This is a genomic window from Streptomyces sp. 17_S59 (assembly GCF_056930295.1).
This window is the reverse complement of sequence record NZ_JBXOWD010000001.1, coordinates 4,181,177-4,207,963: the sequence shown is the minus strand read 5'-3', so window position 1 is coordinate 4,207,963 and position 26,787 is coordinate 4,181,177. Positions and strand designations below refer to the sequence as shown.

Sequence of the window (26,787 nt, the reverse complement as noted above, 5' to 3'; positions counted from 1 at the left end):
CGGCGTCCAGCGCCAGGGTGGCATGCCGGGACCTCGGGCGCGCCGTTTCCGCCGGGGCTCGGCAGGTTTACGTAACGCGGTATACGTACCCGGCGCGGCCGGGCCGGCGGCCGGTGTCGAGGCCGGTCAGCGCTTGGCGACGAACACGTGGGAGGCGATCTCGGCGGCCAGCTCGGCGGCCTCGCCACTGCTGCCCACCATCACCCCACCGGGCGACTCGGTCACGCTGACCACCGCACCGGGCTGGACCCCGGCCCGGCGCAGCGTGTACATGAGCTGGGCATCCGTCTGGATCGGCTCGCCGATGCGGCGTACGACCACCGTCTTGCCCTCGGTGCCGGGCTCCAGGTCCATCAGGCTGACCATGCCCTCGTTGAGGAAAGCATCCGCCTCGGCCTTCTCGCCCAGCTCCTCCAGGCCCGGGATGGGATTGCCGTAGGGCGACTCCGTGGGGTGGCGCAGCAACTCCAGCACGCGGCGCTCCACGGCCTCGCTCATCACGTGCTCCCAGCGGCACGCCTCGGCGTGCACCTGCTCCCACTCCAGGCCGATCACGTCGACGAGCAGGCACTCGGCGAGCCGGTGCTTGCGCATCACGCGGGTGGCCAGCTGCCGGCCCTCCTCCGTCAGCTCCAGGTGACGGTCGCCGGCCACCGTGACCAGGCCGTCGCGCTCCATGCGGGCCACCGTCTGGCTCACCGTCGGACCGCTCTGGTCGAGCCGTTCGGCGATGCGGGCACGCATGGGGACCACACCTTCCTCCTCCAGCTCCAGGATGGTGCGGAGGTACATCTCCGTGGTGTCGATCAATCCGGACATGCGGTGCCCCTCGGTAAGTCGTGCGCTGTGGCCCTGCACCCAATTCTGACGCATGGCAATGACAAGAGGGCCGCGTACGGCTCCGCCTGCCCCTTCGTATTGACAGCGCCAGGGTGCAGACCGCAACGTGATCCGCGCCACGAGAGCGCGCCGGCGGGCGCGCGCACCGACCCGGACCGAGCCGAGGAGAGCCGCAGCGATGAGCGAGAACGAGCTGGCCGGGCAGTTCTTCGACGCCGCGATCGGGCTCCTCCGGCGGGTCCGCGACGAGGAGGCCGAGGCCGTCGCCGAAGCCGGTGTCGCGCTGGCCGACGCCGTGGCGGACGGCGGCCGGCTCTTCGTCTTCGGCGCCGGACACTCCTCGCTGCCCGCGCAGGACATCGTCTACCGCGCCGGCGGGCTCGCCCTGATGAACCTGCTCGTGGTGCCGGGCGTCATCGGCGTCGACGTCATGCCCGCCACGCTGGGCAGCGCGCTGGAGCGCGTGGACGGGCTCGCCGGGGCCGTCCTCGACACCAGCCCCGTGCAGGCCGGGGACGTGCTGATCGTCGTCTCGCTCTCCGGGCGGAACTCACTGCCCGTGGAGATGGCCATGAACGCCCGGGCGCTCGGCCTCAAGGTCATCGGCGTGACGTCCGTCGCCTACGCCGAGGAGACGAAGTCCCGGCACGTGTCCGGGACGTTCCTCAAGGACCACTGCGACATCGTCATCGACACCAAGATCGGCGTCGGGGACGCGGAACTCTCCGCCGAGGGGGTCGCGGCCCCCTTCGGCCCGGCGTCGACGGTGGTCACGAGCGCGGTGCTGCAGGCGGTGGTGGCGTCCGCGGCCGGGGAGCTGGCGGGGCGGGGGGTCGAGCCGCCGATGCTGCGGTCGGGGAACGTGGACGGGGGGCACGAGTGGAACGGGCGGGTGCTGGAGGAGTACGGGGATCGGATCTTCTTCCGGCACTAGGGGGTGGCGGACACCGGAGGTTCTTTTCCCCTACCCCGCCCCTTCCCGTAACCGGGGGCTCCGCCCCCGGACCCCCGCTCCTCAAACGCCGGAGGGGCTGACATTGCCCGCCAGATCGATCGCTGCCGCCACCCGTGAGGCGATGTCCTCCGCGTACACCGCGTCCGCCCTGTCGAACGGGCGTCTCGACGGGCCCCTGAGGAAGGTCAGGCAGCCGACCGTGCGGCCCCTGCTGCGGAGGGCCGTGGAGAGGCCGTGCCGCGTGCCGTCCGGCCATCTGCGCTCCGCCGCCCAGCCCTCCGTGCGGTCCGCGGCCGCCCGCACCGAGCCGCAGCGCTCCACCGCCTGCAGCGCGGGGTGGCCCTCCATGTACGGCACGGGGAGGCCGCTGCCCAGCGGGAGCGGGCCCGGGCCGGCCGCCCCGGCGGGCGTCGTGGCGGCCCGGACCAGCCGGACCGGGCCGTCGGCGACGGGCTCCGGGTCCGCGACCAGGTCGATCAGGGCGTGGTCGGCGAAGCCCGCGAGGGCGAAGTCCATGTAGAGGACCGCCGCCTCCATGGGGTCCTCGCACTCGGCGACCGCCCGCCCCGCACGGTGCAGCTGGCTGCCGCGGAACCGCAGCTTCGCGCTCTCCTGTTCGGCCAGCCGCGTCTTGGTGATGTCCAGGAAGAGCCAGGCCACCCCCAGCGGCACGGGCTCCTCCACCAGCGGGCTGGACAGCCGCAGGAAGCCGCTCCGCCAGCAGCGGCGCTCGGGGACCACGGCGCTGCCGCCGCGCAGATCGCGCACGGTCACCCACAGCTCCATGGGCGCGGGTGGGCTGCCGGAGGCGAGGACGTGCTGGATCGCGCTCTCCAGCTCCTCCACGCCCTGCTCCAGCAGGTCGCCGAGGGGCCGCCCGAGCAGGGCGCTGCGGCTCGTCCGCAGGGCGCGCGCGGCATGGGCGTTGGCGAGCGCGGGGCGCAGGTCGGCGTCGACCAGCACCACCCCCCACGCCGAGGCCTCGCCGAACAGCGCCTCGCTCAGCGCGACGGACCGCTCCAGGTCGATCTGCGTGTGCACCTCGCTGAACGCGCAGTACACGCCCGCCGGCGTGCCGTCCGCGCCCGGCACGGCGGAGGACTGGATGCGGACCAGCACCCGGCTGCCGTCCTTGGTGAGCAGCGCGAACTCGTCCACCTGGCGGCCCTGCGCCTGCATCGCGCCCAGCAGCCGCGCGGTGACCTCCCGGGCGTCCGCCTCGCGCGCCGCCCAGCCCGCGAGACCGTGCCGGCCCACGGCCTCCTGCGCGGACCAGCCGAGTATCCGCTCGGCCTCGCGGTTCCAGTGCGTGACCGTGCCGTCCGCGTCGAAGGCGCACAGTGCGGCGTCCATCCCGTCGAGGAGGGCCGCCAGCAGGTCGTGGTCGTCGCTGTCCGGGGCCGCGCCGTGGCGGGCCGCGCCGGACTGGTGTGGTGCGGTCACGAGGTACCCCCTGCCGGCCGCGTCTGCATGTCCTGCACGACCGGCATTCAACTCGACACCGGCGGACACCACACCGTCTTCGCCGAAATCGATGCCCATGGAAATTCGGTTGCCGGTGGCGCGGCGCCGTTCCTAGGGTGTGGAGCACACGAGAAGGGAGGTGGTTCGGGACATGATTTCTTTCCGGACGCGTGAGGTGACTGCGGGCTAGCGCCCGTCGTCGCGTAGAACGCAGCGCCGGCGGTTGGGCCGGCCAATCCCAGGCAGTCACCCGATCCGTGGGCCGCCGAGTCGTCCGCTCGGCACCGCGGCACCGCCACGGGGCGGTGCCGCGGTAACAGCCCACGGATCGTCTGCGTTCGGGGCCGTCCATCGGACGGCCCCGAGCCGCCGGCTCAGGGGCAGAGGCGCTCCACGCGCCACGCGCCGCCCTCGCCGCGCTCGGCCTCGCCGGTCCGTACGTATCGCAGCCGGTCGTGCAGCCGGTTCTCCCGGCCCTGCCAGAACTCCACCGTCTCCGCCCGCACCCGGAAGCCGCCCCACTGCGGCGGGACCGGCACGGGCTCGCCCTCCGGATGGCGCTCCGCCACCCGCCGGTACGCGGCGTCCAGTTCGGCCCGCGAGGCCACCACGGTGGACTGTTCGCTCGCCCAGGCGCCGATCTGCGAACCACGCGGCCGGGAGCGGAAGTAGGCGGCCGTCTCCTCCGCGGACACCCGTTCGACGGTGCCGGAGACGACCACCTGGCGGGCGAGCTGATACCAGGGGAAGAGCAGGGAGACCCGGGGGTTCTCCGCGATTTCCCGGGCTTTGCGGGAGCCGTAGTTGGTGTAGAAAACGAAACCCCGTTTGTCGTATCCCTTCATCAGAACGGACCTGGAACTGGGCCTTCCGGCGGCGTCCGCGGTGGAGAGGACCATGGCGTTGGGTTCGAGCAGGTCGCCCGCGACCGCATCCGCGAACCAGCGCCCGAACTGCTCGTAGGGGCCTTCCGCCAGGTCCGTCTCGGCGATGCCCGCGGACCTGTAGTGGGCGCGCATGGCGGCGGGGTCGTGGTGGTGCTCGTAGGCGAGCTCGTCGGAGTGGGACACGGCCACATCTTGCAGGAGCGGGCGGCCGGGGAGAAGCGCGGCCGAATGCCTTTCCCCTGCGGAGGCCGCACGTAACCCTTTCGCCGCCGAAAAGCGCGTGTGCCGGACATCACCTTCCCCCGCACGAGGCGAACCCACCAAAATCACGAAGTGGATAGCTGTGGCACCGCCCCTTCACCGCTATCGTGTCCGGCCCCGGGCGGGCGGAACCGGCCTCCTGCGGAAGCCGGGTGACGCACCGGGTGAAGTACAGCCGCACGGGGCATGACCGGGTTGACCGGATCGGACCGCGAGCCGCACCCGTGGCCGCGGAGCCGCACCGGCGCCACAGCAGCACAGCCACCAGCCATGAGCCTTCAGCCGGGCGAGCCGGACACCCCGGCCCGGCCGTCGGCAGCCGCTTGTCGAACACATCATGAGGAGCCGCCTGATGTCCGACTTCGTACCCGGACTCGAGGGAGTCGTCGCGTTCGAAACGGAGATCGCCGAACCCGACAAGGAAGGCGGTTCGCTCCGCTACCGAGGCGTGGACATCGAGGACTTGGTGGGCCATGTGTCCTTCGGGAACGTGTGGGGCCTGCTGGTCGACGGCGCGTTCAACCCCGGCCTGCCGCCCGCCGAGCCCTTCCCCATCCCGGTCCACTCGGGTGACATCCGGGTCGACGTGCAGTCGGCGCTGGCAATGCTCGCCCCCGTCTGGGGCCTGAAGCCCCTGCTCGACATCGACGAGGCCACGGCCCGGGACAACCTCGCCCGGGCGGCGGTCATGGCGCTGTCGTACGTGGCCCAGTCGGCCCGCGGCCAGGGGCTGCCGATGGTCCCGCAGCGCGAGATCGACAAGGCGGACACCGTCGTCGAGCGCTTTATGAAGCGCTGGCGGGGCGAGCCCGACCCCAAGCACGTCAAGGCCGTCGACGCCTACTGGACCTCGGCCGCCGAACACGGCATGAACGCCTCCACGTTCACCGCGCGCGTCATCGCCTCCACCGGCGCGGACGTGGCCGCCGCGCTGTCCGGCGCGGTCGGCGCCATGTCCGGCCCGCTGCACGGCGGCGCGCCCTCCCGTGTCCTCGGCATGATCGAGGAGATCGAGCGCACGGGGGACGCCAAGACCTACGTCAAGCAGTCCCTCGACCGCGGTGAGCGCCTCATGGGCTTCGGCCACCGCGTCTACCGCGCCGAGGACCCGCGCGCCCGCGTCCTGCGCCGCACGGCCAAGGAACTGGGCGCTCCGCGCTTCGAGGTCGCCGAGGCCCTGGAGAAGGCGGCCCTGGAAGAGCTGCACAACCGCCGCCCGGACCGCGTCCTGGCCACGAACGTGGAGTTCTGGGCGGCCATCGTCCTCGACTTCGCCGAGGTCCCGGCGCACATGTTCACGTCGATGTTCACCTGCGCCCGCACGGCGGGCTGGAGTGCGCACATCCTCGAGCAGAAGCGCACGGGCCGCCTGGTCCGGCCCTCGGCCCGCTACATCGGCCCGGGCCCGCGCGACCCCCGCAACGTGGAGGGCTACGCGGACATCAAGGGCTGACGCCCGCCACCGCCGTTGCCGCGCCCCACCCCCGTCGGGGCGCGGCAGCCGTCTCCCTCCCCCGGCACGGCTCGCATTTAGTCGACCGTCGGCCAGTCCCAGCCCAGCTGCAGGAACATGCCCAGGCGGTCGCTCACGGCGCGTATCTCGGCGATCTTGCCGTCGCGCATCGTGAACCACCACATCTGCTCCACCTCGCAGGAGCGGTTCGTCGGCTCCGGCATCCGGGGGTGCGTGCCGGTGTGGGTGCCGGTGACGATCAGCCGGGTCACCACGGTGTCGCCCTCGGCGATCAGCTCCTGCGGCATCATCCCGCCCTCACCGAAGGCTTCGAGCTGCTGACGGAAGCCGTCGAAGGCCGCGCCCGGCTCGTCCTCCTCGCCGTGGATGATCTTGTTGTGGTCGATGACGTCCGCCGCCATGTAGAGCGGGAAGTCCTCCATCCGGCGCTCGTTGATCGCCTGGAAGAAGTCCGCGACGACCTGCTTGTTGGCCTCGGTGCTGCTGCTGGTCATGACTTGTCCCGCCCCATTCTTACTTCGTAAGAGTCCGTCGAGGACTACGATGCACTTACGTTGTAAGAATGTCAACGGGGGCCGAGCGAGCTGAGGACCGAATGGTTGCGGGCAAACGCACACGCGGCGAACGCGCAGGACTGACCAGGGAACGCATCCTGGATGCCGCCCTCGAACTGGTCGACCGTGAAGGGCGCACCGCCCTGACGATGCGCCGCCTGGGCGCCGAGCTGGGCGTGGAGGCGATGACCCTCTACCACCACGTGCCCAACAAGGAAGCCCTGCTGGACGGCCTGGTGGAGCGCGTCTTCGCGGAGGCCCTGCCCCCGACCGGAACCACCGGAGAAGGAGGCGAAGGAAGCGAAGGAAGCGAAGGAGGCAAGGCAGGCGAGGGAGGCGAGGGAGCGGACTGGCAGACCGTCCTGCGTACGTACGCCGATTCCCTGCGCGCCACCCTGCTCCGGCACCCGGGGGTCCTCCCCCTGCTGACGGGCCGGCTCGCCACGACTCCTGCGACGCTCGACACCGTCGAGCGCGGCCTGCGCGCCCTGACCGCGGCGGGCTTCGCGCTGGCCCCCGCGGTCCACGCCCTCAACTCCCTGTCCCTCTTCGTCCTCAGCCACACCACCACCGAGGCCGCCGCCCACCCCGAGCACTCCCCCGGCACGGCGGACTGGCTCGTCGAGCTGGACTCCGAGCGCTACCCGCTCGTCGTGGAGGCCGCAGGCAGCGGCGCGGGCACGGACGACGCGGAACGGTTCCACTTCGCCGTCGAGGCGCTGATCGCGGGCTTCGGGACGGCCGCGGTCGGGACGGCCGCGGTCAGCCGTCCAGAACCCCCTCCAGGATCCGCAGCCACTGCATGACCACGCGCCTGCGCCGCGCACTGTCGTCCGTCAGCAGCGTCGCGAGCCCCAGCCCGCGCGCCATGTCGAGCAGCCCCTGGACGGTCTCCCGCACGCTCGGCACCGCCTCGTCCGCGCCCAGCAGCTCCACCGCCATCCGGTGCGTCTCCCGGCCGATCCGGGCCTCCAGGTCCGCCACGCGCGGACCGAGCCGCGTGTGGTCGTTCGACGCCGCCACCCACAGCTGCAGCGCCGCCCGGAACAGCGGCCCGGTGTACAGCTCGACCAGCTCGGTCACCACGACGTACCGGCGCGCGGGCCCCACGATCGGGGAGGCGGCCTCCACCAGGGCCCGCAGCGCCGCCGAGCGCTCCTCGGCCACGTACTCCACGGCCGCCGTGAACAGGTCCTCGCGCGTGCGGAAGTGGTGCTGGGCCGCACCCCGGGACACCCCCGCCCGCGCGGCGACCACCGACACCGTGGACCCCGCCCAGCCGTACTCCGCGAGGCACGCGATGGCGGCCTCCAGCAGCCGCTGCCGCGTGGCGCGGCTGCGGTCCTGCTTCGGGACGGCCGACGCGGCCATGCGGGGCTCCGCCACTCCGGGAACGCCGCCGCGCATCCGGACGTCACCTTCTCTCAGTAGGCCGGCAGTTCGGACGGGTCAGTAGGACTTGGGCAGGCCCAGCGTTCGGTGGGACACATAGTTGAGGATCATCTCCCGGCTCACCGGCGCCACTCGCGTCACCCGCGCCGCCGCGAGGAGCGAGGCGAGCCCGTACTCCGTGGTGAGCCCGTTGCCGCCCAGGGTGTGGACCGCGTGGTCGACGGCCCGTACCGCCGCCTCGCCCGCCGCGTACTTCGCCATGTTGGCCGCCTCGCCCGCCCCGGTGTCGTCGCCCGCGTCGTAGAGGTGCGCGGCCTTGTACGTCATCAGCCGGGCCAGCTCGATCTCGATGTGCGAGCGCGCGAGCGGGTGCGCGACGGCCTGGTGCGCGCCGATCGGCTCGTCCCACACCCGGCGGGTACGGGCGTATTCGACGGCCCGCCCCAGCGCGTAGCGGCTCATCCCGATCGCGAACGCGGCCGTCATGATGCGCTCCGGATTCAGCCCCGCGAAGAGCTGCGCCAGCCCGGCGTCCTCGTCCCCCACGAGCGCGGAGCCCGGCAGCCGGACGTCGTCCATGACCAGCTCGAACTGCTTCTCCGGAGCGGACACTTCCATGGGGATCCGGCGGTACGAGAACCCCGGCGCGTCCCGCCCGACGACGAAGAGACAGGGCTTGAGCCTGCCCGTGCGGGCGTCCTCGGTGCGCCCGACGACGAGCGCCGCGTCGGCGGTGTCCACGCCGGAGATGAAGACCTTGCGGCCGGTGAGCAGCCAGTCGCCGCCGTCGCCGTCGCGGCGGGCCGTGGTGGCGATCCGGTGGGAGTTGGAGCCGGCATCCGGCTCGGTGATCCCGAACGCCATCTTCAGCGTGCCCGCGGCGAGGCCGGGCAGCCAGGTGCGCCGCTGCTCGTCCGTGCCGTAGCGGGCGATCACGGTGCCGCAGATGGCAGGCGAGACGACCAGCAGGAGCAGCGGGCATCCGGCTGCAGCCAACTCCTCCAGGACGATGGCCAGTTCCGCTATCCCTGCGCCGCCTCCGCCGTACTCCTCCGGGAGGTTGACCCCGAGGTAGCCGAGCTTTCCGGCCTCGGCCCACAGTTCGTCGGTGTGCTTGCCTTCGCGTACGGCCTCGGCGAAGTAGGCGCGGCCGTAACGGGCGCCGAGGGCGGCGACGGCGGTCCGGAGGGAGCGGTGCTCCGGTGACTCGATGAGCGGGCTGCCGCTGTTGTTGCTGCCGTTGTTGTCGTTCATGAGTGCTCCTCCTCGGTCTCGGTGACCACAGCGAGCAGTTCCCCCATGTCCACCTGCCGGCCGGGGGCCGCATGGAGGGCGGCGAGCGTGCCGGTGGCCGGTGCCACGACGCGGTGCTCCATCTTCATCGCCTCCAGCCACAGCAACGGCTGTCCCGCCCGTACGGGGCTGCCCGCGGCGACTCCGTCCGCGATCCGCACGACGGTGCCGGGCATGGGGGCGAGGAGGGAGCCGGGCTCCGTGCGGGGGGTGGGGGCGGGGAAGCGGGGGAGGGGGGTGAGGGTGTACGAGCCTGCGTGCGGGGTGTCGACGTGGACGCGGGCCTCGCCTCTGTACGCCGTCACCTCGACGGCGTAGCGAAGGCCGTCGGCCTCCAGGGTCACCCCGGTGCGGGTGGCCGCCAGGACCCGGACGCCGGGGAAGTCCTCGGCCGTTGTCCCGTCCCGGGTGAGGTGGTAGCGGATCTCGTACTCGGCTCCGTCGGGCTCGGAGCGGTAGCACTTGATCTGCGGTTGGGAGGGGATGTTGCGCCAGGCGCCGCCGAAGCGCGATCGCCCCTGTGCGTCGGCGACGGCGGCGGCGAGGGCCGCGAGGCGGGCGCCGTCGGGGTCGCGGGAGGCGGTCAGTTCGGGCAGGTGGCGGTCGTAGAAGCCGGTGTCGGGGCGGCCCTCGGTGAAGGCCGGGTGGCGGAGGGTGCGGACGAGGAGGTCGCGGTTGGTGACGGGGCCGTGGATGCGGGCGTGCTGGAGGGCGTGGGCGAGCTTGCGGATGGCTTCGGGGCGGGTGGGGGCCCAGGCGATGACCTTGGCGAGGAGGGGGTCGTAGTGGGGGGTGACGGGGTCGCCGGGGGCGTAGCCGGTGTCGAGCCGGAGGGAGGCTTCCCCGATCCCCAACGCCCGCACCACCCCCACCCCCGCCGCGAACCCCCGCCCCGGGTCCTCCGCATACACGCGCGCCTCCACCGCGTGGCCCCGCGGCGCCGGAGGGGCCGGCGGCAGGCGGTCGCCCTCGGCTACGCGCAGTTGGAGCGCCACCAGATCCAGCCCGTACACGCACTCCGTCACCGGATGCTCCACCTGCAGCCGCGTGTTCATCTCCAGGAAGTACGGGCCGCTCCCATCCGCCCCCAGCAGGAACTCCACCGTGCCCGCCCCCACGTACCCGATCGCCCGCGCCGCCGCGACGGCCGCCGTGCGCAGCGCCTCCCGCGTCGTGTCCGACAGGCCCGGTGCCGGGGCCTCCTCGATCACCTTCTGGTGGCGGCGCTGGAGCGAGCAGTCGCGCGTCCCCAGCTCCCACACCGTCCCGTGCGCGTCCGCGAGCACCTGCACCTCCACATGGCGCCCGCCCTCCAGGTACGGCTCGACGAAGACCTCGCCGTCCCCGAAGGCCGACTCCGCTTCCGCCCGCGCCGCGGTCAACTCAGCTTCCAACGCCCCGAGTTCGCGTACGACGCGCATGCCGCGGCCGCCCCCGCCCGCCGCCGCCTTGACGAGGACCGGCAGGTCGCCGGCGGTCAGCGTGCCGGGGTCCAGCGGCGGCGGCAGCGGCACCCCGGCCTTCGCCATGACCGTCTTGGCCCGGGTCTTGGAGGCCATCGCCTCGATCGCCCCGGCCGGCGGGCCGATCCACACCAGCCCCACCTCCCCCACCGCCCGCGCGAACGCCGCGTTCTCGGAGAGGAATCCGTACCCCGGATGCACCGCGTCCGCCCCCGCCGCCAGCGCCGCACGCACCACCAGGTCGCCGCGCAGGTACGTGTCCCGGGGCGCCGTCCCCGGCAACCGCACCGCGACGTCGGCCTCCCGCACGTGCAGGGCGCCGGCGTCCGCGTCGGAGTACACGGCGATCGTCGCGATACCCAGCTCGCGGCAGGTGCGGAAGACGCGGCAGGCGATCTCACCGCGGTTGGCGACGAGCACAGCCGAAATCATCAGCCCTCGATCCCCTTCGAACCCTCACATCCGGAAGACGCCGAAGCCACCCCGCGCCCCCTCCACCGGCGCCGAGTGGATCGCGGACAGGCACACCCCGAGGACGGTCCGCGTGTCGCGCGGATCGATGACCCCGTCGTCGTACAGCCGCCCGGACAGGAACACCGGCAGCGACTCCGACTCGATCTGCTGCTCGACCATTGCGCGCAGCCCGGCGTCCGCCTCCTCGTCGTACGGCTGCCCCTTCGCCGCCGCCGACGCGCGGGCGACGATCGACAGCACCCCGGCCAGCTGCTGCGGGCCCATGACGGCCGACTTGGCGCTCGGCCAGGCGAAGAGGAAGCGCGGGTCGTACGCCCGCCCGCACATCCCGTAGTGCCCGGCCCCGTACGAGGCGCCCATCAGGACCGACAGGTGGGGCACCCGGGAGTTCGAGACGGCGTTGATCATCATCGCGCCGTGCTTGACGATGCCGCCCTGTTCGTAGTCGCGGCCGACCATGTAGCCCGTGGTGTTGTGCAGGAAGAGCAGCGGGATGTCCCGCTGGTTGGCGAGCTGGATGAACTGCGCGGCCTTCTGCGACTCCGCACTGAAGAGCACCCCCTGCGCATTGGCGAGGATGCCCACCGGGTAGCCGTGCAGCCGCGCCCAGCCGGTCACCAGGCTCGGCCCGTACAGCGGCTTGAACTCGTCGAAGTCGGAGCCGTCCACGATCCGGGCCACGACCTCGCGGGGGTCGAAGGGGATCCGCAGATCACCGGGCACGATGCCCAGCAGCTCGTCCTCGTCGTACAAGGGGGCGTCACGCAAAGGGGCGTCGGACCGGTTCGGATCCGGATCGGGGTGCGCCTTGCGCCAGTTGAGCCGGGCCACCACGCGCCGCGCCTGCCGCAGCGCATCGTGCTCGTCCACGGCGAAGTGGTCCGCGAGGCCGGAGACCCGGGCGTGCATGGCCGCCCCGCCGAGGGACTCGTCGTCGCTCTCCTCCCCCGTGGCCATCTTCACCAGCGGCGGCCCGCCGAGGAAGACCTTGGCCCGGTCCCCGACCATCACCACGTGGTCGGACATGCCGGGGACGTACGCGCCGCCCGCGGTCGAATTGCCGAAGACGACCGCCACCGTGGGGATCCCGGCGGCCGAGAGCCGGGTGAGGTCCCGGAAGAGCGCGCCGCCGGGGATGAAGATCTCCTTCTGGCTCGGCAGGTCCGCGCCGCCCGACTCGACGAGCGAGACGACGGGCAGGCGGTTGGCGAAGGCGATCTCGTTCGCGCGCAGCGCCTTCTTCAGCGTCCAGGGATTGCTGGCACCGCCCCGCACGGTCGGGTCGTTGGCGGTGATCACGCACTCGACGCCCGCCACCACCCCGATGCCGGTCACGAGGGAGGCCCCGACCGTGTAGTCGCTGCCCCAGCCGGCGAGCGGCGACAGCTCCAGGAACGGTGTGTCCGGGTCGAGCAGCAGCTCCACGCGCTCCCGCGCGAGCAGCTTGCCGCGCGCCCGGTGCCGGGCGGTGTACTTCTCCCCGCCGCCCGCGACGGCCTTGGCGTGCTCGGCCCCGATCCCGGCGAGCTTGTCGAGCATGGCGGCCCGGGCGGCGGCGTACTCGGGGCCGGAGGTGTCGAGCGCGGACGCCAGGACCGTCACAGCAGCACCTCCGGTATCTCCAGGTACCGGGCCCGGAGCCACTCGCCGAGGGCCTTCGCCTGCGGGTCGAACCGGGCCCGGGAGGCCACGCCCTCGCCGAGCAGCCCCTCGACGACGAAGTTCAGGGCCCGCAGGTTGGGCAGCACATGACGCTCCACGCGGTAGCCCACCGTCTCGGGCAGCAGCTGCCGAAACCTTTCGACGGTCAGGGCGTGCGCCAGCCACCGCCACGCGGCGTCGCTGCGCACCCACACCCCCACGTTGGCGTTCCCGCCCTTGTCCCCGCTGCGCGCCCCGGCGACGAGCCCGAGCGGAGCGCTGCGGGCCGGCCCGGCGGGCAGCGGCTCGGGCAGCCGCGGCCGTACCGCGGGGGCGGGCGCCCCGGACTCCCGGGTGGGCGCCGGGAGCACGGGCACCCTCGTCCCGTCCGGCAGCACCGCCGCGTGCCGCACGGCGTCCGCGTCCACGTACGCCGCCTCGAAGATCCCGTACTGCGTGCCCTTGCCCGGCGGCGGGACGACGTGGAAGCCGGGGTAGCTGGCCAGCGCCAGCTCCACGCAGGCCGCGTTGACGGCCCGCCCCACCTCGGGGTCGTGGTCGCGCACGACCAGCCGCAGCAGCGCGCTCGCCTCCTCCTGTACGGGCGCGTCGGCGCGGTCCGTACGGGCGAGGGTCCACCGGACCTCGGCCGGGCGGTGCGTGGCCAGCACCCCGTCCAGCTGGGCGCGCACCAGCCGGGCCTTGGCCTCGATGTCGAGACCGGTCAGCACGAAGACGACCTCGTGCCGCCAGCCCCCGGCCCGGGTCAGCCCGACCTTGAGCGTGGCGGGCGGGGACTCGCCGCGCACCCCGCTGATCCGTACCCGGTCCGGGCCGTCGGGCGCCAGCCGCACCGAGTCCAGCCGGGCCGTGACGTCCGGCCCGAGGTAGCGGGCGCCCGCCGTCTCGTACAGCAGCTGGGCCGTGACCGTGGAGACGGTGACCGCACCGCCCGTGCCGGGGTGCTTGGTGATGACGGCCGAGCCGTCCGCGTGGATCTCGGCGAGGGGGAAGCCGGGGTGCCGGACGTCGTGCTCGCCGAAGAAGGCGTAGTTGCCGCCCGTGGCCTGCGCCCCGCACTCCAGGACGTGCCCGGCGACGACCGCGCCCGCCAGCGGGTCCAGGTCCTCGGCGCTCCACCCGAAGTGCGCGGCAGCGGGCCCGGTGACCAGGGCGGCGTCGGTGACACGGCCGGTCACCACGATGTCCGCGCCCGCCCGCAGGCACTCCGTGATCCCGGCGCCGCCGAGGTAGGCGTTGGCGGTGAGCACGCCCTTGTCCCAGGCCCCCTCCGCCAGCAGGTCGTCGCCCGTGACCCAGCCGATGCGGGCGGGCACGCCCAGGCGGTCGGCCAGCCCGGCGATCCGCTCGGCGAGGCCGGCCGGGTTGAGCCCGCCCGCGTTGGTGACGAGCTTGACGCCCAGCTCGACGGCCAGCCCCAGCGTCTCCTCCAGCTGGGCGAGGAACGTCCGGGCGTAGCCGCTGCCGGGGTCCTTGAGGCGGTCCCGGCCGAGGATCAGCATGGTCAGCTCGGCGAGGTAGTCACCGGTCAGGACGTCCACGGGGCCGCCGGTGAGCATCTCGCGCAGGGCGTCGAACCGGTCGCCGTAGAAGCCGGAGGCGTTGCCGATTCTCAACACGGGAGCGGGCATGGCACCGGAGGGTGACAGCGGCCCGGAAAACAAGCAACCGTGCTTGCATCATTTTCGGCCGGAGGGCCGGGGGGTGTCCGAAAGGGCATCCGCGACGATTTCGGCCAGGTGTTTCCCCTGTACACCCGCGAGTTGGCCGATCTGTGTACGGCAGGAAAAGCCGTCCGCCAGCACCGCAGCCCCGTCCGGCGCCCGCCTCAGGGAAGGCAGCAGCTGCTCCTCGGCGCAGGCGGCGGAGACGTCGTGGTGCCCGCGCTCGAAGCCGAAGTTCCCGGCGAGGCCGCAGCATCCGCCGCTCAACTCACCGTCCATCCCCATGCGTTCGCGCAGCCGCCGCTCGGCCGCGTCGCCGAGCACCGCGTGCTGGTGGCAGTGGGTCTGCCCGACGACCGGCCGGTCGAGGCGCGGCGGCACCCAGCCGGGGGCGCGCTCCTCCAGGACCTGCGCGAAGGTCCGTACGGCCGAGGCGAGCCGGGCGGCGCGCGGATCGTCCGGAAGCAGCTCCGGGAGATCGCTGCGGAGGGCGGCGGCACAGCTCGGTTCGAGGACGACGACGGGAAGGCCGGCGGCGAGGGCGGGGGCCATGACGTCCAGGGTGCGGCGGGCGACGGCACGGGCGCGGGTGAGCTGGCCGGTGGAGATCCAGGTGAGGCCGCAGCACGGCCGCTGCCGCTCTGACGGTACGGATACGTGGAACCCGGCATCCTCCAGGACGGTCACTGCGGCCCGGCCCACGCCCGGGGTCAGGTAATTGGTGAACGTGTCCGGCCACAGGACGACGTGCGTCGCGCCTTCGGCGCGGGTTTTCCCCCACCCGCCCGCCCGTCTCCCGGAACCGGCGCGGTTGCCGACGGGGGCCACGCCGTCGGGGCGGCCGCTCCGCGGCACAGCCCCGGCCGCGGCCCGCTCGCGCCACCAGCGCGTGAACGGCTCCCCTGCCAGCTCCGGAATATCCCGCTCCGGGGCGATGCCCCCGATCCGCTTCGCCACGGCGGCGAGCAGCGGCCGCCGCCCAGCCGCGTTCACCACCGCGGCCGCGCCCCGCACCGCCGCCACCCCCCGCAGCCACACCGGCAGCCACCCCATCGTGTAGTGGGCCGCCGGGCGCACCCGCCCCGCGTAGTGGTGGTGCAGGAACTCCGCCTTGTAGGTGGCCATGTCCACCCCCACCGGGCAGTCGCTGCGGCACCCCTTGCACGCGAGGCACAGGTCCAGCGCCTCCCGCACCTCCGCGGAGCGCCACCCGTCCGTGACGACCTCGCCCGCCAGCATCTCGTGCAGCAGCCGGGCCCGCCCGCGCGTGGAGTGCCGCTCCTCCCTGGTCACCCGGTACGAGGGGCACATGACGCCGCCCGAACCGATCGCCGTCTCGCGGCACTTGGCCACCCCCACGCAGCGCCGTACCGCCGTGCCGAAGTCACCGTGGTCACCCGGATAGGTGAATTCGACGTCCACCGGCTCTCTCGGCAGGACGTCGAAGCGCAGGTTCCGGTCGAGCCGGTACGGGCGGACGACCATGCCCGGGTTGAGCCCGCCCGCAGGGTCCCAGAGGTCCTTGAAGCGCTCGAAGAGGCGTACGACCTCTGTTCCGTACATCCGGGGCAGCAGTTCCGCCCGCGCCTGGCCGTCCCCGTGCTCGCCCGAGAGCGATCCGCCGTGCGCGACGACCAGGTCGGCCATGTCGCCGGAGAACTCGCGGTAGCGGCGCACACCGTCCGCCGTCAGCAGGTCGACGTCCAGCCGTACGTGCACACAGCCCTCGCCGAAGTGCCCGAACGGCGCGCCACGCAGCCCGTAGCGGCCCAGCAGCGCCCGGAATTCCCGCAGGTAGGCCCCGAGACGCTCCGGCGGAACCGCGCAGTCCTCCCAGCCCGGCCAGGCCTCCCCGCCGTCGGGCAGCCGGGTCGCGGTGCCGGCCGCGTCCTCCCGGACCCGCCAGAGGGCGCGCTGGGCGACCGGGTCGGCCAGCACCGCGTGCCCGCTCGCGCCGTCGGCGGCGGCCGCGCGGCGGATCTCCTCCGCCCGGGCCGCGGCCTCGGCGGGGGTGGCGCCGCCGGCCTCGACGTAGAGCCAGGCCGCGCCCTTCGGCAGCCCGGCGGCGTCCCCGACCAGGTCGGCGGCCATGCCCTCGACGGTCAGCGGCCCGTACGGGAGCAGCCGCGGCACGGCGTCGGCGGCGGCGCCCTCGTCCGGGTACCCGAGCACCACCAGCGCCCGGGCGCCGGGCAGGGGCACGAGCCGGACGGTCGCCTCGGTGAGCACCCCCAGGGTGCCCTCGGTGCCGGTGAAGGCGCGCGCGAGGTCGGTGCCGCGCTCGGGCAGCAGGGCGTCGAGGGCGTAACCGGAGATGCGGCGGGGGAGAACGGGGAAGCCGGTGCGCAGGAGGGCCAAGTTGCCGTCCACGAGGGCCCGTACGCCGTCGGAGAGGCGAGCCGGAAGTCCGCCGAGCCCGTCGAGTCCTTCGGCTCCGTCAAACCCCTCGAGTCCCGCGCCGAACCGGGCGCGCTCGCCGCCGTACGTCAGCACGTCCAGCCCGACGACGTTGTCGGCCGTGGTCCCCCAGGCCACCGAGTGCGCCCCGCACGCGTTGTTGCCGATCATCCCGCCCAGGGTGCAGCGCCCGTGCGTCGACGGGTCCGGCCCGAAGGTCAGCCCGTGCGGCGCAGCGGCCGCCCGCAGTTCGTCGAGGACGAGCCCGGGCTGGACGACGGCGGTGCGCGCCTCGGGGTCGATGCGGACGACGGTGTTCAAGTGCCGTGTGAAGTCCAGCACGACGCCCTCGCCGGTCGCCTGCCCGGCGATCGACGTCCCGCCGCCCCTCGGCACCACCGGAACGCCGTGCTCCCGGCACACGGCGAGCGCGGCGGCGACGTCGTCGGCATCGCGGGGAGCGACGACGCCGAGCGGCACGCGCCGGTAGTTCGAGGCGTCCATGGTGGTCAGGGCGCGGGCGGAGGAGGTGAAGTCGACGTCGCCGCGCACGGATGCGCGGAGCGCGGCCCGGAGACCGCCGTGATCAGCCGGGTGAACAGCCGTGTGATCGACCATGTGATCACCATGCCCGGGGAGACGCCCGGCAACCGGCAGAATCGTCTCATCGGGTGGACCGAACGACCCGACGGGCGGGATCACGGATTAGGCTGCGCCCGTGGCTGACATCCAGATCCCCGCTGACATCAAGCCCGCCGACGGTCGTTTCGGTGCGGGTCCGTCCAAGGTGCGCACGGCCGCCCTCGACGCCCTGGCCGCCACCGGAAGCTCCCTGCTGGGCACCTCCCACCGCCAGCCGCCGGTCAAGAACCTCGTCGGCAGTGTCCGCGACGGCATCCGGCAGCTGTTCTCCCTCCCCGACGGCTACGAGGTCATCCTCGGCAACGGCGGCTCCACCGCCTTCTGGGACATCGCCACCCACGGCCTGATCGAGAACAGGTCCCAGCACCTCACCTTCGGCGAGTTCTCCTCGAAGTTCGCCAAGGCCGCGAAGCTGGCGCCGTGGCTGGCCGAGCCCACCGTCATCTCCTCCGAGCCCGGCACCCACCCCGAGCCGAAGGCCGAGGAAGGCGTGGACGTCTACGCCCTCACCCACAACGAGACCTCCACCGGCGTCGCCGCACCCGTGAAGCGCGTACCGGGTGCCGACGACGGCGCACTCGTCCTGGTCGATGCCACCTCCGGCGCGGGCGGCCTGCCCGTCGACGTCGCCGAGAGCGACGTCTACTACTTCGCCCCGCAGAAGTCCTTCGCCGCCGACGGGGGCCTGTGGCTCGCCCTCTTCTCCCCCGCAGCGCTGGAGCGCGCCGCGCGCATTCACGCGAGCGGCCGCCACATCCCCGAGTTCTTCTCCCTGCCGACCGCGATCGACAACTCGCTGAAGAACCAGACCTACAACACCCCCGCTCTGGCCACCCTCTTCCTCCTCGACCAGCAGCTGAAGTGGATCAACGACCAGGGCGGCCTGGACTGGGCCGTCCGCCGCACCGCCACCTCGGCGCGGACGCTCTACGGCTGGGCGGAGGCGTCGAAGTACGCCGCCCCGTTCGTGGCCGATCCGGCCCAGCGCTCGGCCGTCATCGGCACCATCGACTTCACCGATGACGTGGACGCAGCGGCGGTGGCCAAGGTCCTGCGCGCCAACGGCATCGTCGACACCGAGCCCTACCGCAAGCTCGGCCGCAACCAGCTCCGCATCGCGATGTTCCCCGCCATCGACCCCACCGACATCGAAGCCCTCACCACCTGCATCGACTACATCATCGAACGCTTGTAACCGGACGGCTCGGCACTATCGGCGGGCCCGCCGGAACCAGCGGGCCACGCCGATGCCCAGCACGATGAAGACGGCGGCGATGCCCGCCCCTACCGCGGGATTGAGCCCGCCGTTCCCCTTCTTCTCGGCCGAGGGGTGTTTCGCTGCCTTCTCCCCCTTGCCGCCCTCGTCCCCCTTGTTCTCCCTGGGTGCGCTGTCCGGCAGCAGATCACCGCTCAGGGAGATGGGCGTGACGCGGCTGCGGGCGCCCTCGGAGCCGTACATGAGCGTGCGCCCGTCGGGCGTGAAGGCGACCGACTCGCCCTGCCGCTGGAGCGGCACGGTCGGCCGGCCGACCTCCTTCACCGGCCGGCCGTCCTGCCACAGGTACTCGCGGGCCTCGAAGTAGCCGCGGACGACCAGCCGCGTGCCGTCCGGGGAGAAGGCCCCGTCCGTGGCCCATACGTTGATGTCGGCGACGCGCCGGAAGGTGTTGATCCCGGACGCGGAGAGTTTCTCCGGCGCCTCGTAGAGCGCGCCCTTCCCGGACTGCTTCTTGCTGACGATGTAGACGCGCCCCGTCCTGGGGTGGACCATCAGCGACTCGGCGTCGCGCGGCCCGTCCTCGTAGCGGACGGTGTAGCGGACGGGGGTGACGTGGATGTCGCCCTTCAGTTCCTTCGGCTCGGGGAAGCGGTAGATCCACACCTCGGGCCAGGTGCCGCCGAGGTTGTCCCCGGTGTCCCCGAGGTAGATGTTCCCGTCGGGCCCGATCGAGATCGCCTCGACGTCGCGCGCGTCGATCCCGTCGAGGATCACCCTGGCGACCGTCTGCCCGGTGCGGCTGTCGACGGCGAAGGCGTACGGCCCGTCGCCACTGTCGTTGTGCGTCCAGTAGATGCCGGGGTGGGCCCGGCTGGCGGCGAGGCCGCTGGACTCCTTGATGCGGGAGTCTTCGATGGTGAAGGCCGAGGGGGTGCCGCTGCCGGCGCTGCTGCTGCGGCTGTCGGCGGCGGCGGGCGCGGCGAGGGGCAGCACGGCCAGGGCGGCGGCGATCCCGAGGGCGGGGAGGAACGGGCGCATGGGACAAGACTGCCATTCGGCCGCCCCCAGGGCGGGCGCGGTCCGGCGCAGCACGCACGGTGTGCAGTGGCACGTCTCCGACCAGGTAATATGGGCAGCGCGCGCCGCTAGCTCAGTTGGTTAGAGCAGCTGACTCTTAATCAGCGGGTCCGGGGTTCGAGTCCCTGGCGGCGCACCCGTAGACGAAGGCCCTCACCGTGGTGAGGGCCTTCGTCGTATGCCTGCTCGCCGTGTGCGCGGCGATGACCTGGCGCCTACTTCGGGTCGCGGTTGAACTGTGCCTTCGACCAGCGGTAGCCGAGTGCGGTGAGGCCGAGGCACCAGGCGATGGTGATCCACCAGTTGTTGCCGATCTCGGTGCCGAGGAGGAGTCCGCGCAGGGTCTCGATGGCGGGGGTGAAGGGCTGGTACTGGGCGATGGGCTGGAACCAGCCGGGCATGGAGTGCAGCGGGACGAAGGCGCTGGAGAGCATCGGCAGGAGGATCAGCGGCATGGCGTTGTTGCTGGCGGCCTCGGCGTTCGGGCTGACCAGGCCCATGCCGACCGCGATCCAGGTGAGCGCCAGGGCGAACAGGGCGATCAGCCCGAACGCCGCGAGCCATTCCAGGACGCCGGCACCGGTGGAGCGGAAGCCGATGGCCACGCCGACGGCGCCGACGAGGACCACGCTCATGACCGACTGCAGGACGCTGCCGATGACGTGTCCGATGAGGATGGAGCCGCGGTGGATGGCCATGGTGCGGAAGCGGGCGATGATGCCCTCGCTCATGTCGGTGGAGACGGACACCGCGGTGCCGATCACGGTGGAGCCGATGGTCATCAGCAGGATGCCGGGCAGGAGGTAGGTGACGTAGGCCGAGCGGCCCGCGCCGCCGCTCATCGCGTTGCCGAAGATGTAGACGAACAGCAACAGCAGCATGACCGGGGTGAGCAGGAGGTTCAGGGTGAGGGAGGGGTAGCGCCGGGCGTGCAGGAGGTTGCGGCGCAGCATGATGGAGGAGTCGCGCACGGCGAGGGTGAGGGAGCTCATCGGACGGTCTCCTTGGACTGGTTGGGGATGTCGGCGCTGCCGGTCAGGGCGAAGAACACGTCGTCGAGGTCGGGGGTATGGACGGTGAGTTCGTCGGCCTCGATGCCGACGGAGTCCAGCCGGTCGAGGATGGCGCGCAGTTCGCGCTGGGTGCCGTCGCTGGGGATCTGCAGGGCGAGGGATTCGTCGTCCCGGGTCACCTCGTGCAGCGCTGAGGCGGCGGACCGGTACGCGGCCGGGTCGGTGAAGCGGAGCCGGATGTGTCCGCCGGGGATGAGCCGCTTCAGCTCCTCGGCGGTCCCTTCGGCCGCGATCTTGCCGCCGTTGAGCACCGCGATGCGGTCGGCGAGTTCGTCGGCTTCCTCCAGGTACTGGGTGGTGAGGAAGACGGTGACGCCGCCGGAGACGAGTTCGCGGATGATCTGCCACATGTTGTGGCGGGAGCGGGGGTCGAGGCCGGTGGTCGGCTCGTCGAGGAAGATGATCCGCGGGTTGCCGACGAGGGTCATGGCGATGTCCAGGCGGCGCTTCATACCGCCGGAGTAGGTGGAGGCGGGCTTCTTCGCGGCCTCCACCAGGTCGAAGCGCTCGAGGAGTTCGGCGGTGACCCGCCGTCCCTCGCGCTTGGACAGGTGGTGCAGGTCCGCCATGAGGAGCATGTTCTCCTCCCCGGTGATCAGACCGTCGACGGCGGAGAACTGCCCGGTGACACCGATCGCTGCACGCACGGCCTGCGGGTCGGCGGTGAGGTCGTGGCCCGCGACCTGGGCCTGCCCGCCGTCGGCGGTGATGAGGGTGGACAGGATCTGCACGGTGGTGGTCTTGCCGGCGCCGTTCGGGCCGAGCAGCGCGAACACCGACCCGGCCGGGATGTGCAGATCGATGCCGTCGAGCACGGTCTTGTCGCCGTACGACTTGCGCAGACCGATGGCGGAAATGGCGGTGGGCGACTGCGGACCGCCATTCCACCTGGACGTGGACATGACAGACGAAGGCATGGAGCCCTCCGTTCGAAGGCTGAAGTGGATGCGGGACGAGGCGGGTTGAGGATGCGGCGCTCAGGCCTTGGCGCGGCGGATGTCGATGTTCCCGTACCGGGTGCGGGCGCGGACCTCGACGATGTCCTCGGTCTTCTCCGGGGCCTCGGAGGCGGTGAGCGCATTGCGCACCTGACCGGAGCCCGAGCCGGCGTCGAGCCAGGCGGCCGTGCCCTCGCGAATGCCGATGTCGATGGCGCCGTAAGAGGTCTCCAACGTGACGGTTCCGCGGGCCACTTCGCCCACGCGCACGGTGCCGTGGGCGGTGGTGGCGGTGACCGAGGCCTCGGCGCGCCGGATCTCGATGTCGCCGTTGGCGTTGCTCACCCGCAGCTCACCGGTCGCGGCGTCGACGGTCGTGGTGCCGTGCGAGTTCTTCAGGACGGCGGGGCCGTCGACGAGGCCGACGCGCAGGCTGCCGGTGCTGGTGGTGATCTCGGCCATGCCCTCGATGCGGTCCACGGTGATCGAACCGTGCGACGCCTTGAGGTCCAGCGGGCCGGTCGCGTCGAGGCGGACGTCGCCGGACGAGGTCTTCACACGGACCTCGCCGAGCCGGCCCTCGCCGAGCACCTGGGCCCAGGCGCCGGTCATGTCGATGCGCGAGCCCGTGGGCAGTTCGACCGTCACATCGACGACGCCGGTGCGCCCGACGAGGTAGCGCGCCTTGGGCGTCCTGACGGTCAGGACGCCGTTCACGTACGTGACCTCGGTCTGGTCGGCCGCCCGCACGTCAAGATCCTTCTTCGGGTCGCGGGGCTGCACGTCGACGAGGGCGTCGAGGCGGTCGCTCGCGACGAACTGGATGGAACCGGCCTCCACGTGCGCGGTGACCGAGATCGGTTCGGGAGTGTCGAAAGAAGGCATGGCTGTCCCGTCCTCTTGGGTCTTCAGGACGTCCCCCCTGGTGGGACGTGGTGTGGGTGAAGTGGTGGTGCGGGTGCAGTGGTGCGGGCGGGGGCGCGGCTAGCGCACCCAGCCCGTGATGCTCTGTCCGACGGTCCGGGTCTTCTCGGCGGACCGCGTCGGCCGCGGCTGCGTGCCGCCGTCGACCGCGGCCGACACGGCCCGTACCAGCCACGCGTTGACCGACAGGCCCGCGTGGCTCGCGGCCTCCTCGGCGCGGGCCTTGAGGTGGGCCGGCAGACGCAGGTTGACGCGGGCGGTGCCGCCCTCGTCGCCCTCGGCGGGAACCGGGGCCGCGAGTGGTGCGGCGGGCGCGGCCGGCTCCGTGGGGGCGGCGCTGTCGGCGGGCGGCAGTGTCACCACGAAGTCGGGGTCCAGCCCGCGCAGCCGTACGTCGACCGAGCCGGGGGCGAGTTCGCGGGTGATCTCGTCCATCGCGGCGGAGAGCACGTTGAGCATGGTCAGCCGGGTCGCCGACTCCAGGGGAGCGGTGAGTCTCTCGGCCAGCTCACGGGCATCGTCCCCGCCGGCTTCGGCGGCCACCGCGAGTTCGCGGCGGAGAGTGTCGACATACGGGGTGAGGTCCATGACGCCATCATGGCACCACGTTGGCGCCACACGCAAGGCCGGGTGACACCTCATGGGGGCGGAGGGCGCAGACGGCGCCTGTGACCTGCGAAAACGCAAAAGAAGCGCCCCTGAGTCAGAGTGGCACCATGGGCACTCATTCGCCCCCAGGGATATGAAATGGCGCCGGGTGGCACCGCATAACGCCAGATCGCGCCACGTGGCGTCACGTGACGCCGCGTGACGCCATGCGTCGGCGTTCGAAGCCCCGCCGCTGCTTCAGCGATGTGTGAAGTCACCCTCCTGCCGCCCGTGCCTGTGTCACCCTGTCGGCTACGGCAAGTCCCGTCTGCGCAATGGGCTTTGACGGCCTGAGTCCGATGGGTCATGCAACTGCCATCTCAGGGAGGTACCCCATGGGCGCGGGAGCCGACAACGCCGGCGACGACATGGTCGTGGGCAGGACCAACGAGAGCCAGGAGCGGACGATCCTGGTCGCCAAGGGCGGGGACGACGGCGGCTACGGCGAGGACTACGTCCTGCGGGTGGCGATCGAGAACGACAAGGTCCTGCGTGACGTGCCGGATGGTGTCGACGCCATCCATGCGACGGGCACCGTCGCCCTCCCCACCGGCGGAGCCGTCGGCACCCTCCCGCCCGGCAACGGCCTCGTCGCGACCGGAGCGAACGGCGTGGTCGGCTACGTCCACGGCGCGACTCGCGACAAGCCGCAGGAACAGCAGGTGCAGGCGGGTGTTCTGGGCGCGGGCAGCACCGCCTCGCCCGGCGTCTTCGGACGCGGCTCGGCCGGCGTGCTCGGCTACTCACAGGACGCGGTCCGGGACACCGCATGGGAAGCGGAGGATCCGTCGGCCGTGATCGGGCGGGCCACGGGCGTCGGAGTCCGCGGAAAGGGCGACGACGGTGGCGTCCGTGGAGAGAGCGAGAACAACTTCGGGGTCGAGGGGAAGAGCACCCTGGCCTCCGGCGTCCGCGGGGAGAGCACAGAGGCCATCGGCGTCCGCGGGGAAGGCTCTCCCGGCGTCTGGGGCTTCTGCCCGGGGACCGACAACGGCGGCGTCTTCGAGTCGGCAAAGGGAGCACAGCTATGGCTCCTCCCCCGCCCGACCACCCCTCTCGGCCCGTCGACGCCGACCACCCCCGAGGCGGTCCTCGTCAACGAGCGGAACCACGGCCCGAAACTCCCCAAGAACGGCCGCGCCGGCGAGTTCACCGCCCTCCAGGGCCCGGACGGCACCTGCACCCTGTGGTTCTGCGTCAGCGGCCCCGGCGTGAGGCCGGCCCGGTGGGCTCAGGTGCTGCTGGGGCCGGCGTTCGACGGGCGGGGCTGAGCGATCGCGAGGCGGTTTGCCGCCGCACGGTACAGGGGCTTGTGGGCGCTGCGCCGCCGTCGCGTATCTGGTGAGCCCTACGAACGGCGGGCCCGCAGCGTGCCGAGCGTCGGCTCACGGGACGGCAGCGCATCTGCGGCGCTGAGCAGAGTTGTGCGAGCCTCTTGCACGAGGCGCTCGAGCGAGATGGTGGCGAGCGAGGGAGCGCTGTAGGCCATCAGGCGGAGGGCGTCCACACGGGTCCGGTCCTGCTCTCCCAGAAGCGACAGCGGTACGGCGGCGAAGAGTTCGTGGCGGGGACGTGAATTGAGCCCATCGGCCAACTGCCTGATGGCCAGGTCATCCGCGACATCGGACGCTTCACGCGGCTGGACTGCGATGTGATCCCTGATTGCCACATGCAGAGCGAGGGACACTATGGTCCGCACCAGTTCCCGACCTGTCGCGGCATCGATTTTCCAGGTACGGAATCGGTCGCACTGCTCTTGTTCTCCGCGTGGGGACCGAAGTCCCGGCGCGAGGACGAGTTCGGCCAGCGAGCCGCATAAGTTCCAGACGTCGATACTTGCTTCGTCATCCGTCATGCCCACATTGTGCCGGGGAGCCACCCGTTTCGGGCAGTTCCCCGGCCGTAGCGGTGCATCAGATGCACTTCAGGGACGCAGTTGTTGATTCCCCCCACCCCGGTGACGACGCCGCCACTGTAGTTGGGTTTCTGGGCGATCAATTGACAGGTGACGATGTCGCTGCTTTCCGGCGAACCAGCATTGAGCTGCGGCTTCTCCGGGGGTGGCTGGGGAGGCTCCGGGGCTCCGTATGCGAATGATCCGCTGAGCGCCAGGGACAAGGAAGCGATGGCTGTCCGAGCAACCCGCAGCGCATTGCGTCTCGTCTGCAAGGTTCCCCCTTGAGGGATACGGCGGTCATGGGCACACTCTTCCAGAAGGCTGAGCGTATGCAGATCGCCCTTCTTGGGCCAGGGGAGTCTTTTGTATTCCAGTAATTGGCCGGATTCGCTCCCGCATGGTTTGTTCTCGTTTGATCTGCTACTTCGCCAGGCTGATCGGGTTTCCGGGCTCGTCCAGCCAAGCCCGCTGACCGGCATGATCGAGGGTTAGTCCCAACCGTGCGAAGCCGGGCCGGTCATAGCCTTCCCACCACTGGTACGCGGCTTCGACCTCGCCCCACAGGCTGCGTGGGCCCGATTGGTAGACCGTGAACTCGGCCTTGTCGTCCTGGTAGACGACGCATGCCCAGGATCGGTCCGACAGGCTGTAAAGCCATACCGGCCGCTTGCCGTCGCGTTCGCGGTCGACCAGGTGTACGCAGTCGGGCACCCGCAGGCCGAGCACGAAGCGGTTTACGTCGTACGTTCCCGCCAACACCTCCTCGCGGGTGAGAGACGTGGACGACGTGCGGGCCGCGTCTCTGCTCTCCGCGGTGACGTAGACGCCGTATTCGGCTGGGGCAAGACGCTGGGCGCGCAGGCGCATGAAGGTCACCGGCTGCGTGAAGGGGCCGTGGGCACTGCGCCCGTCGTCGGCGACCACCAGCCGGGCGGTGGCCTCGGTAGACGAGAAGTGGCTCCCCCATGGCGCCACGATGACGCCACCCGGTCGTGTCTGCTCCACCCACGCGAATGGCAGGGTGCGCAGCCCGCACGTTGCAATGAGCCGGTCGTACGGCGCTCCAGAGGGATGACCGGCATAGCCATCCCCGTGCACGACCTCGGCCGACAGCCCCCGCCGCGCAAGGCGCTCGCGCGCCGCCCGCACCGCGCCCTCGTCGATGTCCATGGTCACGACATGGCCCGCGCCCAGGCGATGGGCGAGCAGCCCGGCGTTCCACCCGGTCCCGGTGCCGACCTCGAGGATCCGGTGCCCGGGCTCCACCCCGAGGTCGTCGAGCATGGCGAACACCAGCGACGGCTTGGAGGAGGAGATCGTCGCCGTCTTTCCGCGCTCGGGCCCTTGATGCCGCCCGTCGTCCCACTGCGTGACGAGCGGCATGTCCGTGTCGGCGGCTGCTTGCCAGCCTTCCGGGTCGGCGCGGCGATCGACGGCGAGCACGCTTCCGGTGTCGATGTCGTGCTGCCACACGAGGTCGGGGAGGAAGGCGGTTCGGGGTACGGCGTCGAAGGCCGGCAACCACTCGTCGGCCAACGGACCATCCTCCGCGAGGAGCCGACGCAGGCCGTCCATGGTCATGCCCGGGG

At 72.2% G+C, this 26,787-nt stretch carries 22 protein-coding genes and 1 tRNA gene; 6 read left to right on the top strand and 17 right to left on the bottom strand.

Annotation, left to right across the window (positions count from 1 at the left end; genetic code table 11):
* Positions 1-126: 126 nt before the first annotated feature.
* Entirely contained in the window at positions 127-819 is a 693-nt protein-coding gene (locus AC1Z4A_RS19035; protein ID WP_483680372.1) for an iron-dependent transcriptional repressor DtxR, read from the bottom strand.
* A gap of 199 nt (positions 820-1,018) precedes the next feature.
* Here AC1Z4A_RS19035 and AC1Z4A_RS19030 point away from each other — a divergent pair, with 199 nt between their 5' ends.
* Complete coding sequence (locus AC1Z4A_RS19030; RefSeq protein ID WP_483680370.1) at positions 1,019-1,774, top strand: SIS domain-containing protein; 756 nt, start codon at positions 1,019-1,021, stop codon at positions 1,772-1,774.
* Between the two features lie 81 nt (positions 1,775-1,855).
* On the opposite strand, the gene AC1Z4A_RS19025 is transcribed toward AC1Z4A_RS19030, so the two are convergent.
* Together AC1Z4A_RS19025 and pdxH are read right to left on the bottom strand one after the other, a co-directional pair.
* Positions 1,856-3,238, bottom strand: coding sequence for a PAS domain-containing protein (locus AC1Z4A_RS19025; RefSeq protein ID WP_483680369.1), 1,383 nt, complete (start codon positions 3,236-3,238; stop codon positions 1,856-1,858).
* A 395-nt stretch (positions 3,239-3,633) separates the two neighbouring features.
* Positions 3,634-4,278 (bottom strand): pyridoxamine 5'-phosphate oxidase, encoded by a 645-nt coding sequence (gene pdxH / locus AC1Z4A_RS19020; protein WP_483683642.1) that lies wholly within the window; start codon positions 4,276-4,278, stop codon positions 3,634-3,636.
* A 481-nt stretch (positions 4,279-4,759) separates the two neighbouring features.
* Here pdxH and AC1Z4A_RS19015 point away from each other — a divergent pair, with 481 nt between their 5' ends.
* Positions 4,760-5,860 (top strand): citrate synthase 2, encoded by a 1,101-nt coding sequence (locus tag AC1Z4A_RS19015; protein WP_483680367.1) that lies wholly within the window; start codon positions 4,760-4,762, stop codon positions 5,858-5,860.
* 77 nt (positions 5,861-5,937) lie between these two features.
* Here the strand turns inward: AC1Z4A_RS19015 and AC1Z4A_RS19010 are convergent, their stop codons facing one another.
* On the bottom strand, positions 5,938-6,375 hold the full coding sequence (locus AC1Z4A_RS19010) for an ester cyclase (RefSeq protein ID WP_483680365.1): 438 nt from the start codon (positions 6,373-6,375) through the stop codon (positions 5,938-5,940).
* A 101-nt stretch (positions 6,376-6,476) separates the two neighbouring features.
* Here AC1Z4A_RS19010 and AC1Z4A_RS19005 point away from each other — a divergent pair, with 101 nt between their 5' ends.
* Positions 6,477-7,241, top strand: a complete 765-nt coding sequence (locus AC1Z4A_RS19005; RefSeq protein ID WP_483680363.1) for a TetR/AcrR family transcriptional regulator C-terminal domain-containing protein — start codon at positions 6,477-6,479, stop codon at positions 7,239-7,241.
* Here the strand turns inward: AC1Z4A_RS19005 and AC1Z4A_RS19000 are convergent.
* From AC1Z4A_RS19000 to AC1Z4A_RS18975, 6 genes are read right to left on the bottom strand one after another with little or no spacing between them, the layout of a single operon-like run.
* Entirely contained in the window at positions 7,198-7,842 is a 645-nt protein-coding gene (locus tag AC1Z4A_RS19000) for a TetR/AcrR family transcriptional regulator (protein ID WP_483680361.1), read from the bottom strand. The two genes, AC1Z4A_RS19005 and AC1Z4A_RS19000, sit on opposite strands and share 44 nt — an antisense overlap.
* A gap of 42 nt (positions 7,843-7,884) precedes the next feature.
* Positions 7,885-9,081, bottom strand: coding sequence for an acyl-CoA dehydrogenase family protein (locus AC1Z4A_RS18995; RefSeq protein WP_483680359.1), 1,197 nt, complete (start codon positions 9,079-9,081; stop codon positions 7,885-7,887).
* On the bottom strand, positions 9,078-11,015 hold the full coding sequence (locus tag AC1Z4A_RS18990) for an ATP-binding protein (RefSeq protein ID WP_483680357.1): 1,938 nt from the start codon (positions 11,013-11,015) through the stop codon (positions 9,078-9,080). The genes AC1Z4A_RS18995 and AC1Z4A_RS18990 overlap by 4 nt, the downstream gene beginning before the upstream one ends.
* A 24-nt stretch (positions 11,016-11,039) precedes the next feature.
* Positions 11,040-12,659 carry an acyl-CoA carboxylase subunit beta gene (locus tag AC1Z4A_RS18985; protein WP_483680356.1) on the bottom strand — a complete coding sequence of 540 codons (1,620 nt, stop codon included), beginning with the start codon at positions 12,657-12,659 and terminating at the stop codon, positions 11,040-11,042.
* The gene (locus tag AC1Z4A_RS18980; protein WP_483680354.1) at positions 12,656-14,350 is read right to left on the bottom strand and encodes an acyclic terpene utilization AtuA family protein; all 1,695 of its coding nucleotides are present in this window, start codon (positions 14,348-14,350) and stop codon (positions 12,656-12,658) included. Before AC1Z4A_RS18980 ends, AC1Z4A_RS18985 begins: the two co-directional genes overlap by 4 nt.
* A 48-nt stretch (positions 14,351-14,398) precedes the next feature.
* Complete coding sequence (locus AC1Z4A_RS18975) at positions 14,399-17,398, bottom strand: FAD-binding and (Fe-S)-binding domain-containing protein (RefSeq protein WP_483680353.1); 3,000 nt, start codon at positions 17,396-17,398, stop codon at positions 14,399-14,401.
* Positions 17,399-17,498: 100 nt separating this feature from the next.
* Here AC1Z4A_RS18975 and serC point away from each other — a divergent pair, with 100 nt between their 5' ends.
* On the top strand, positions 17,499-18,617 hold the full coding sequence (gene serC / locus AC1Z4A_RS18970) for a phosphoserine transaminase (protein WP_483680352.1): 1,119 nt from the start codon (positions 17,499-17,501) through the stop codon (positions 18,615-18,617).
* A 15-nt stretch (positions 18,618-18,632) separates the two neighbouring features.
* Here the strand turns inward: serC and AC1Z4A_RS18965 are convergent, their stop codons facing one another.
* Positions 18,633-19,679, bottom strand: coding sequence for a hypothetical protein (locus AC1Z4A_RS18965; protein ID WP_483680350.1), 1,047 nt, complete (start codon positions 19,677-19,679; stop codon positions 18,633-18,635).
* A gap of 101 nt (positions 19,680-19,780) precedes the next feature.
* Here AC1Z4A_RS18965 and AC1Z4A_RS18960 point away from each other — a divergent pair.
* Positions 19,781-19,854: transfer RNA gene (locus AC1Z4A_RS18960), tRNA-Lys, on the top strand.
* A 79-nt stretch (positions 19,855-19,933) separates the two neighbouring features.
* On the opposite strand, the gene AC1Z4A_RS18955 is transcribed toward AC1Z4A_RS18960, so the two are convergent.
* The 4 genes from AC1Z4A_RS18955 to AC1Z4A_RS18940 all read right to left on the bottom strand — a co-directional run bounded on the left by AC1Z4A_RS18955 (position 19,934) and on the right by AC1Z4A_RS18940 (position 23,241).
* Positions 19,934-20,710, bottom strand: a complete 777-nt coding sequence (locus AC1Z4A_RS18955; protein ID WP_483680349.1) for an ABC transporter permease — start codon at positions 20,708-20,710, stop codon at positions 19,934-19,936.
* Positions 20,707-21,693, bottom strand: a complete 987-nt coding sequence (locus AC1Z4A_RS18950) for an ATP-binding cassette domain-containing protein (RefSeq protein ID WP_483683641.1) — start codon at positions 21,691-21,693, stop codon at positions 20,707-20,709. The genes AC1Z4A_RS18955 and AC1Z4A_RS18950 overlap by 4 nt, the downstream gene beginning before the upstream one ends.
* 75 nt (positions 21,694-21,768) lie before the next feature.
* A complete protein-coding gene (locus AC1Z4A_RS18945; protein WP_483680348.1) occupies positions 21,769-22,614 on the bottom strand; it encodes a DUF4097 family beta strand repeat-containing protein in 846 nt (281 codons plus the stop codon).
* A gap of 99 nt (positions 22,615-22,713) precedes the next feature.
* Positions 22,714-23,241 (bottom strand): toxin-antitoxin system HicB family antitoxin, encoded by a 528-nt coding sequence (locus AC1Z4A_RS18940; protein WP_483680347.1) that lies wholly within the window; start codon positions 23,239-23,241, stop codon positions 22,714-22,716.
* Positions 23,242-23,636: 395 nt separating this feature from the next.
* On the opposite strand from AC1Z4A_RS18940, the gene AC1Z4A_RS18935 reads away from it, so the two are divergent.
* The gene (locus AC1Z4A_RS18935; RefSeq protein WP_483680346.1) at positions 23,637-24,572 is read left to right on the top strand and encodes a hypothetical protein; all 936 of its coding nucleotides are present in this window, start codon (positions 23,637-23,639) and stop codon (positions 24,570-24,572) included.
* Positions 24,573-24,649: 77 nt separating this feature from the next.
* Here AC1Z4A_RS18935 and AC1Z4A_RS18930 read toward each other — a convergent pair whose 3' ends face one another.
* Both AC1Z4A_RS18930 and AC1Z4A_RS18925 read right to left on the bottom strand, forming a co-directional pair.
* Positions 24,650-25,156, bottom strand: a complete 507-nt coding sequence (locus AC1Z4A_RS18930; RefSeq protein WP_483680345.1) for a hypothetical protein — start codon at positions 25,154-25,156, stop codon at positions 24,650-24,652.
* A 462-nt stretch (positions 25,157-25,618) separates the two neighbouring features.
* Positions 25,619-26,779 carry a methyltransferase domain-containing protein gene (locus AC1Z4A_RS18925; RefSeq protein ID WP_483680344.1) on the bottom strand — a complete coding sequence of 387 codons (1,161 nt, stop codon included), beginning with the start codon at positions 26,777-26,779 and terminating at the stop codon, positions 25,619-25,621.
* Positions 26,780-26,787: the final 8 nt, after the last annotated feature.

Excerpts from the sequence above, each read along its gene's own strand:
- AC1Z4A_RS18965 (WP_483680350.1), bottom strand. The coding sequence starts at position 19,679 with ATGCGCCCGTTCCTCCCCGCCCTCGGGATCGCCGCCGCCCTGGCCGTG.
- AC1Z4A_RS19005 (WP_483680363.1), top strand. The coding sequence starts at position 6,477 with ATGGTTGCGGGCAAACGCACACGCGGCGAACGCGCAGGACTGACCAGG.
- pdxH (WP_483683642.1), bottom strand. The coding sequence starts at position 4,278 with ATGCGCGCCCACTACAGGTCCGCGGGCATCGCCGAGACGGACCTGGCG.
- AC1Z4A_RS19030 (WP_483680370.1), top strand. The coding sequence starts at position 1,019 with ATGAGCGAGAACGAGCTGGCCGGGCAGTTCTTCGACGCCGCGATCGGG.
- AC1Z4A_RS18930 (WP_483680345.1), bottom strand. The coding sequence starts at position 25,156 with ATGACGGATGACGAAGCAAGTATCGACGTCTGGAACTTATGCGGCTCG.
- AC1Z4A_RS19010 (WP_483680365.1), bottom strand. The coding sequence starts at position 6,375 with ATGACCAGCAGCAGCACCGAGGCCAACAAGCAGGTCGTCGCGGACTTC.
- AC1Z4A_RS19015 (WP_483680367.1), top strand. The coding sequence starts at position 4,760 with ATGTCCGACTTCGTACCCGGACTCGAGGGAGTCGTCGCGTTCGAAACG.
- AC1Z4A_RS19035 (WP_483680372.1), bottom strand. The coding sequence starts at position 819 with ATGTCCGGATTGATCGACACCACGGAGATGTACCTCCGCACCATCCTG.
- AC1Z4A_RS18980 (WP_483680354.1), bottom strand. The coding sequence starts at position 14,350 with ATGCCCGCTCCCGTGTTGAGAATCGGCAACGCCTCCGGCTTCTACGGC.
- AC1Z4A_RS18995 (WP_483680359.1), bottom strand. The coding sequence starts at position 9,081 with ATGAACGACAACAACGGCAGCAACAACAGCGGCAGCCCGCTCATCGAG.
- AC1Z4A_RS18955 (WP_483680349.1), bottom strand. The coding sequence starts at position 20,710 with ATGAGCTCCCTCACCCTCGCCGTGCGCGACTCCTCCATCATGCTGCGC.
- AC1Z4A_RS18975 (WP_483680353.1), bottom strand. The coding sequence starts at position 17,398 with ATGGTCGATCACACGGCTGTTCACCCGGCTGATCACGGCGGTCTCCGG.
- AC1Z4A_RS18945 (WP_483680348.1), bottom strand. The coding sequence starts at position 22,614 with ATGCCTTCTTTCGACACTCCCGAACCGATCTCGGTCACCGCGCACGTG.
- AC1Z4A_RS19000 (WP_483680361.1), bottom strand. The coding sequence starts at position 7,842 with ATGCGCGGCGGCGTTCCCGGAGTGGCGGAGCCCCGCATGGCCGCGTCG.
- AC1Z4A_RS18950 (WP_483683641.1), bottom strand. The coding sequence starts at position 21,693 with ATGTCCACGTCCAGGTGGAATGGCGGTCCGCAGTCGCCCACCGCCATT.
- AC1Z4A_RS18935 (WP_483680346.1), top strand. The coding sequence starts at position 23,637 with ATGGGCGCGGGAGCCGACAACGCCGGCGACGACATGGTCGTGGGCAGG.
- AC1Z4A_RS18990 (WP_483680357.1), bottom strand. The coding sequence starts at position 11,015 with ATGATTTCGGCTGTGCTCGTCGCCAACCGCGGTGAGATCGCCTGCCGC.
- AC1Z4A_RS18940 (WP_483680347.1), bottom strand. The coding sequence starts at position 23,241 with ATGGACCTCACCCCGTATGTCGACACTCTCCGCCGCGAACTCGCGGTG.
- AC1Z4A_RS18925 (WP_483680344.1), bottom strand. The coding sequence starts at position 26,779 with ATGACCATGGACGGCCTGCGTCGGCTCCTCGCGGAGGATGGTCCGTTG.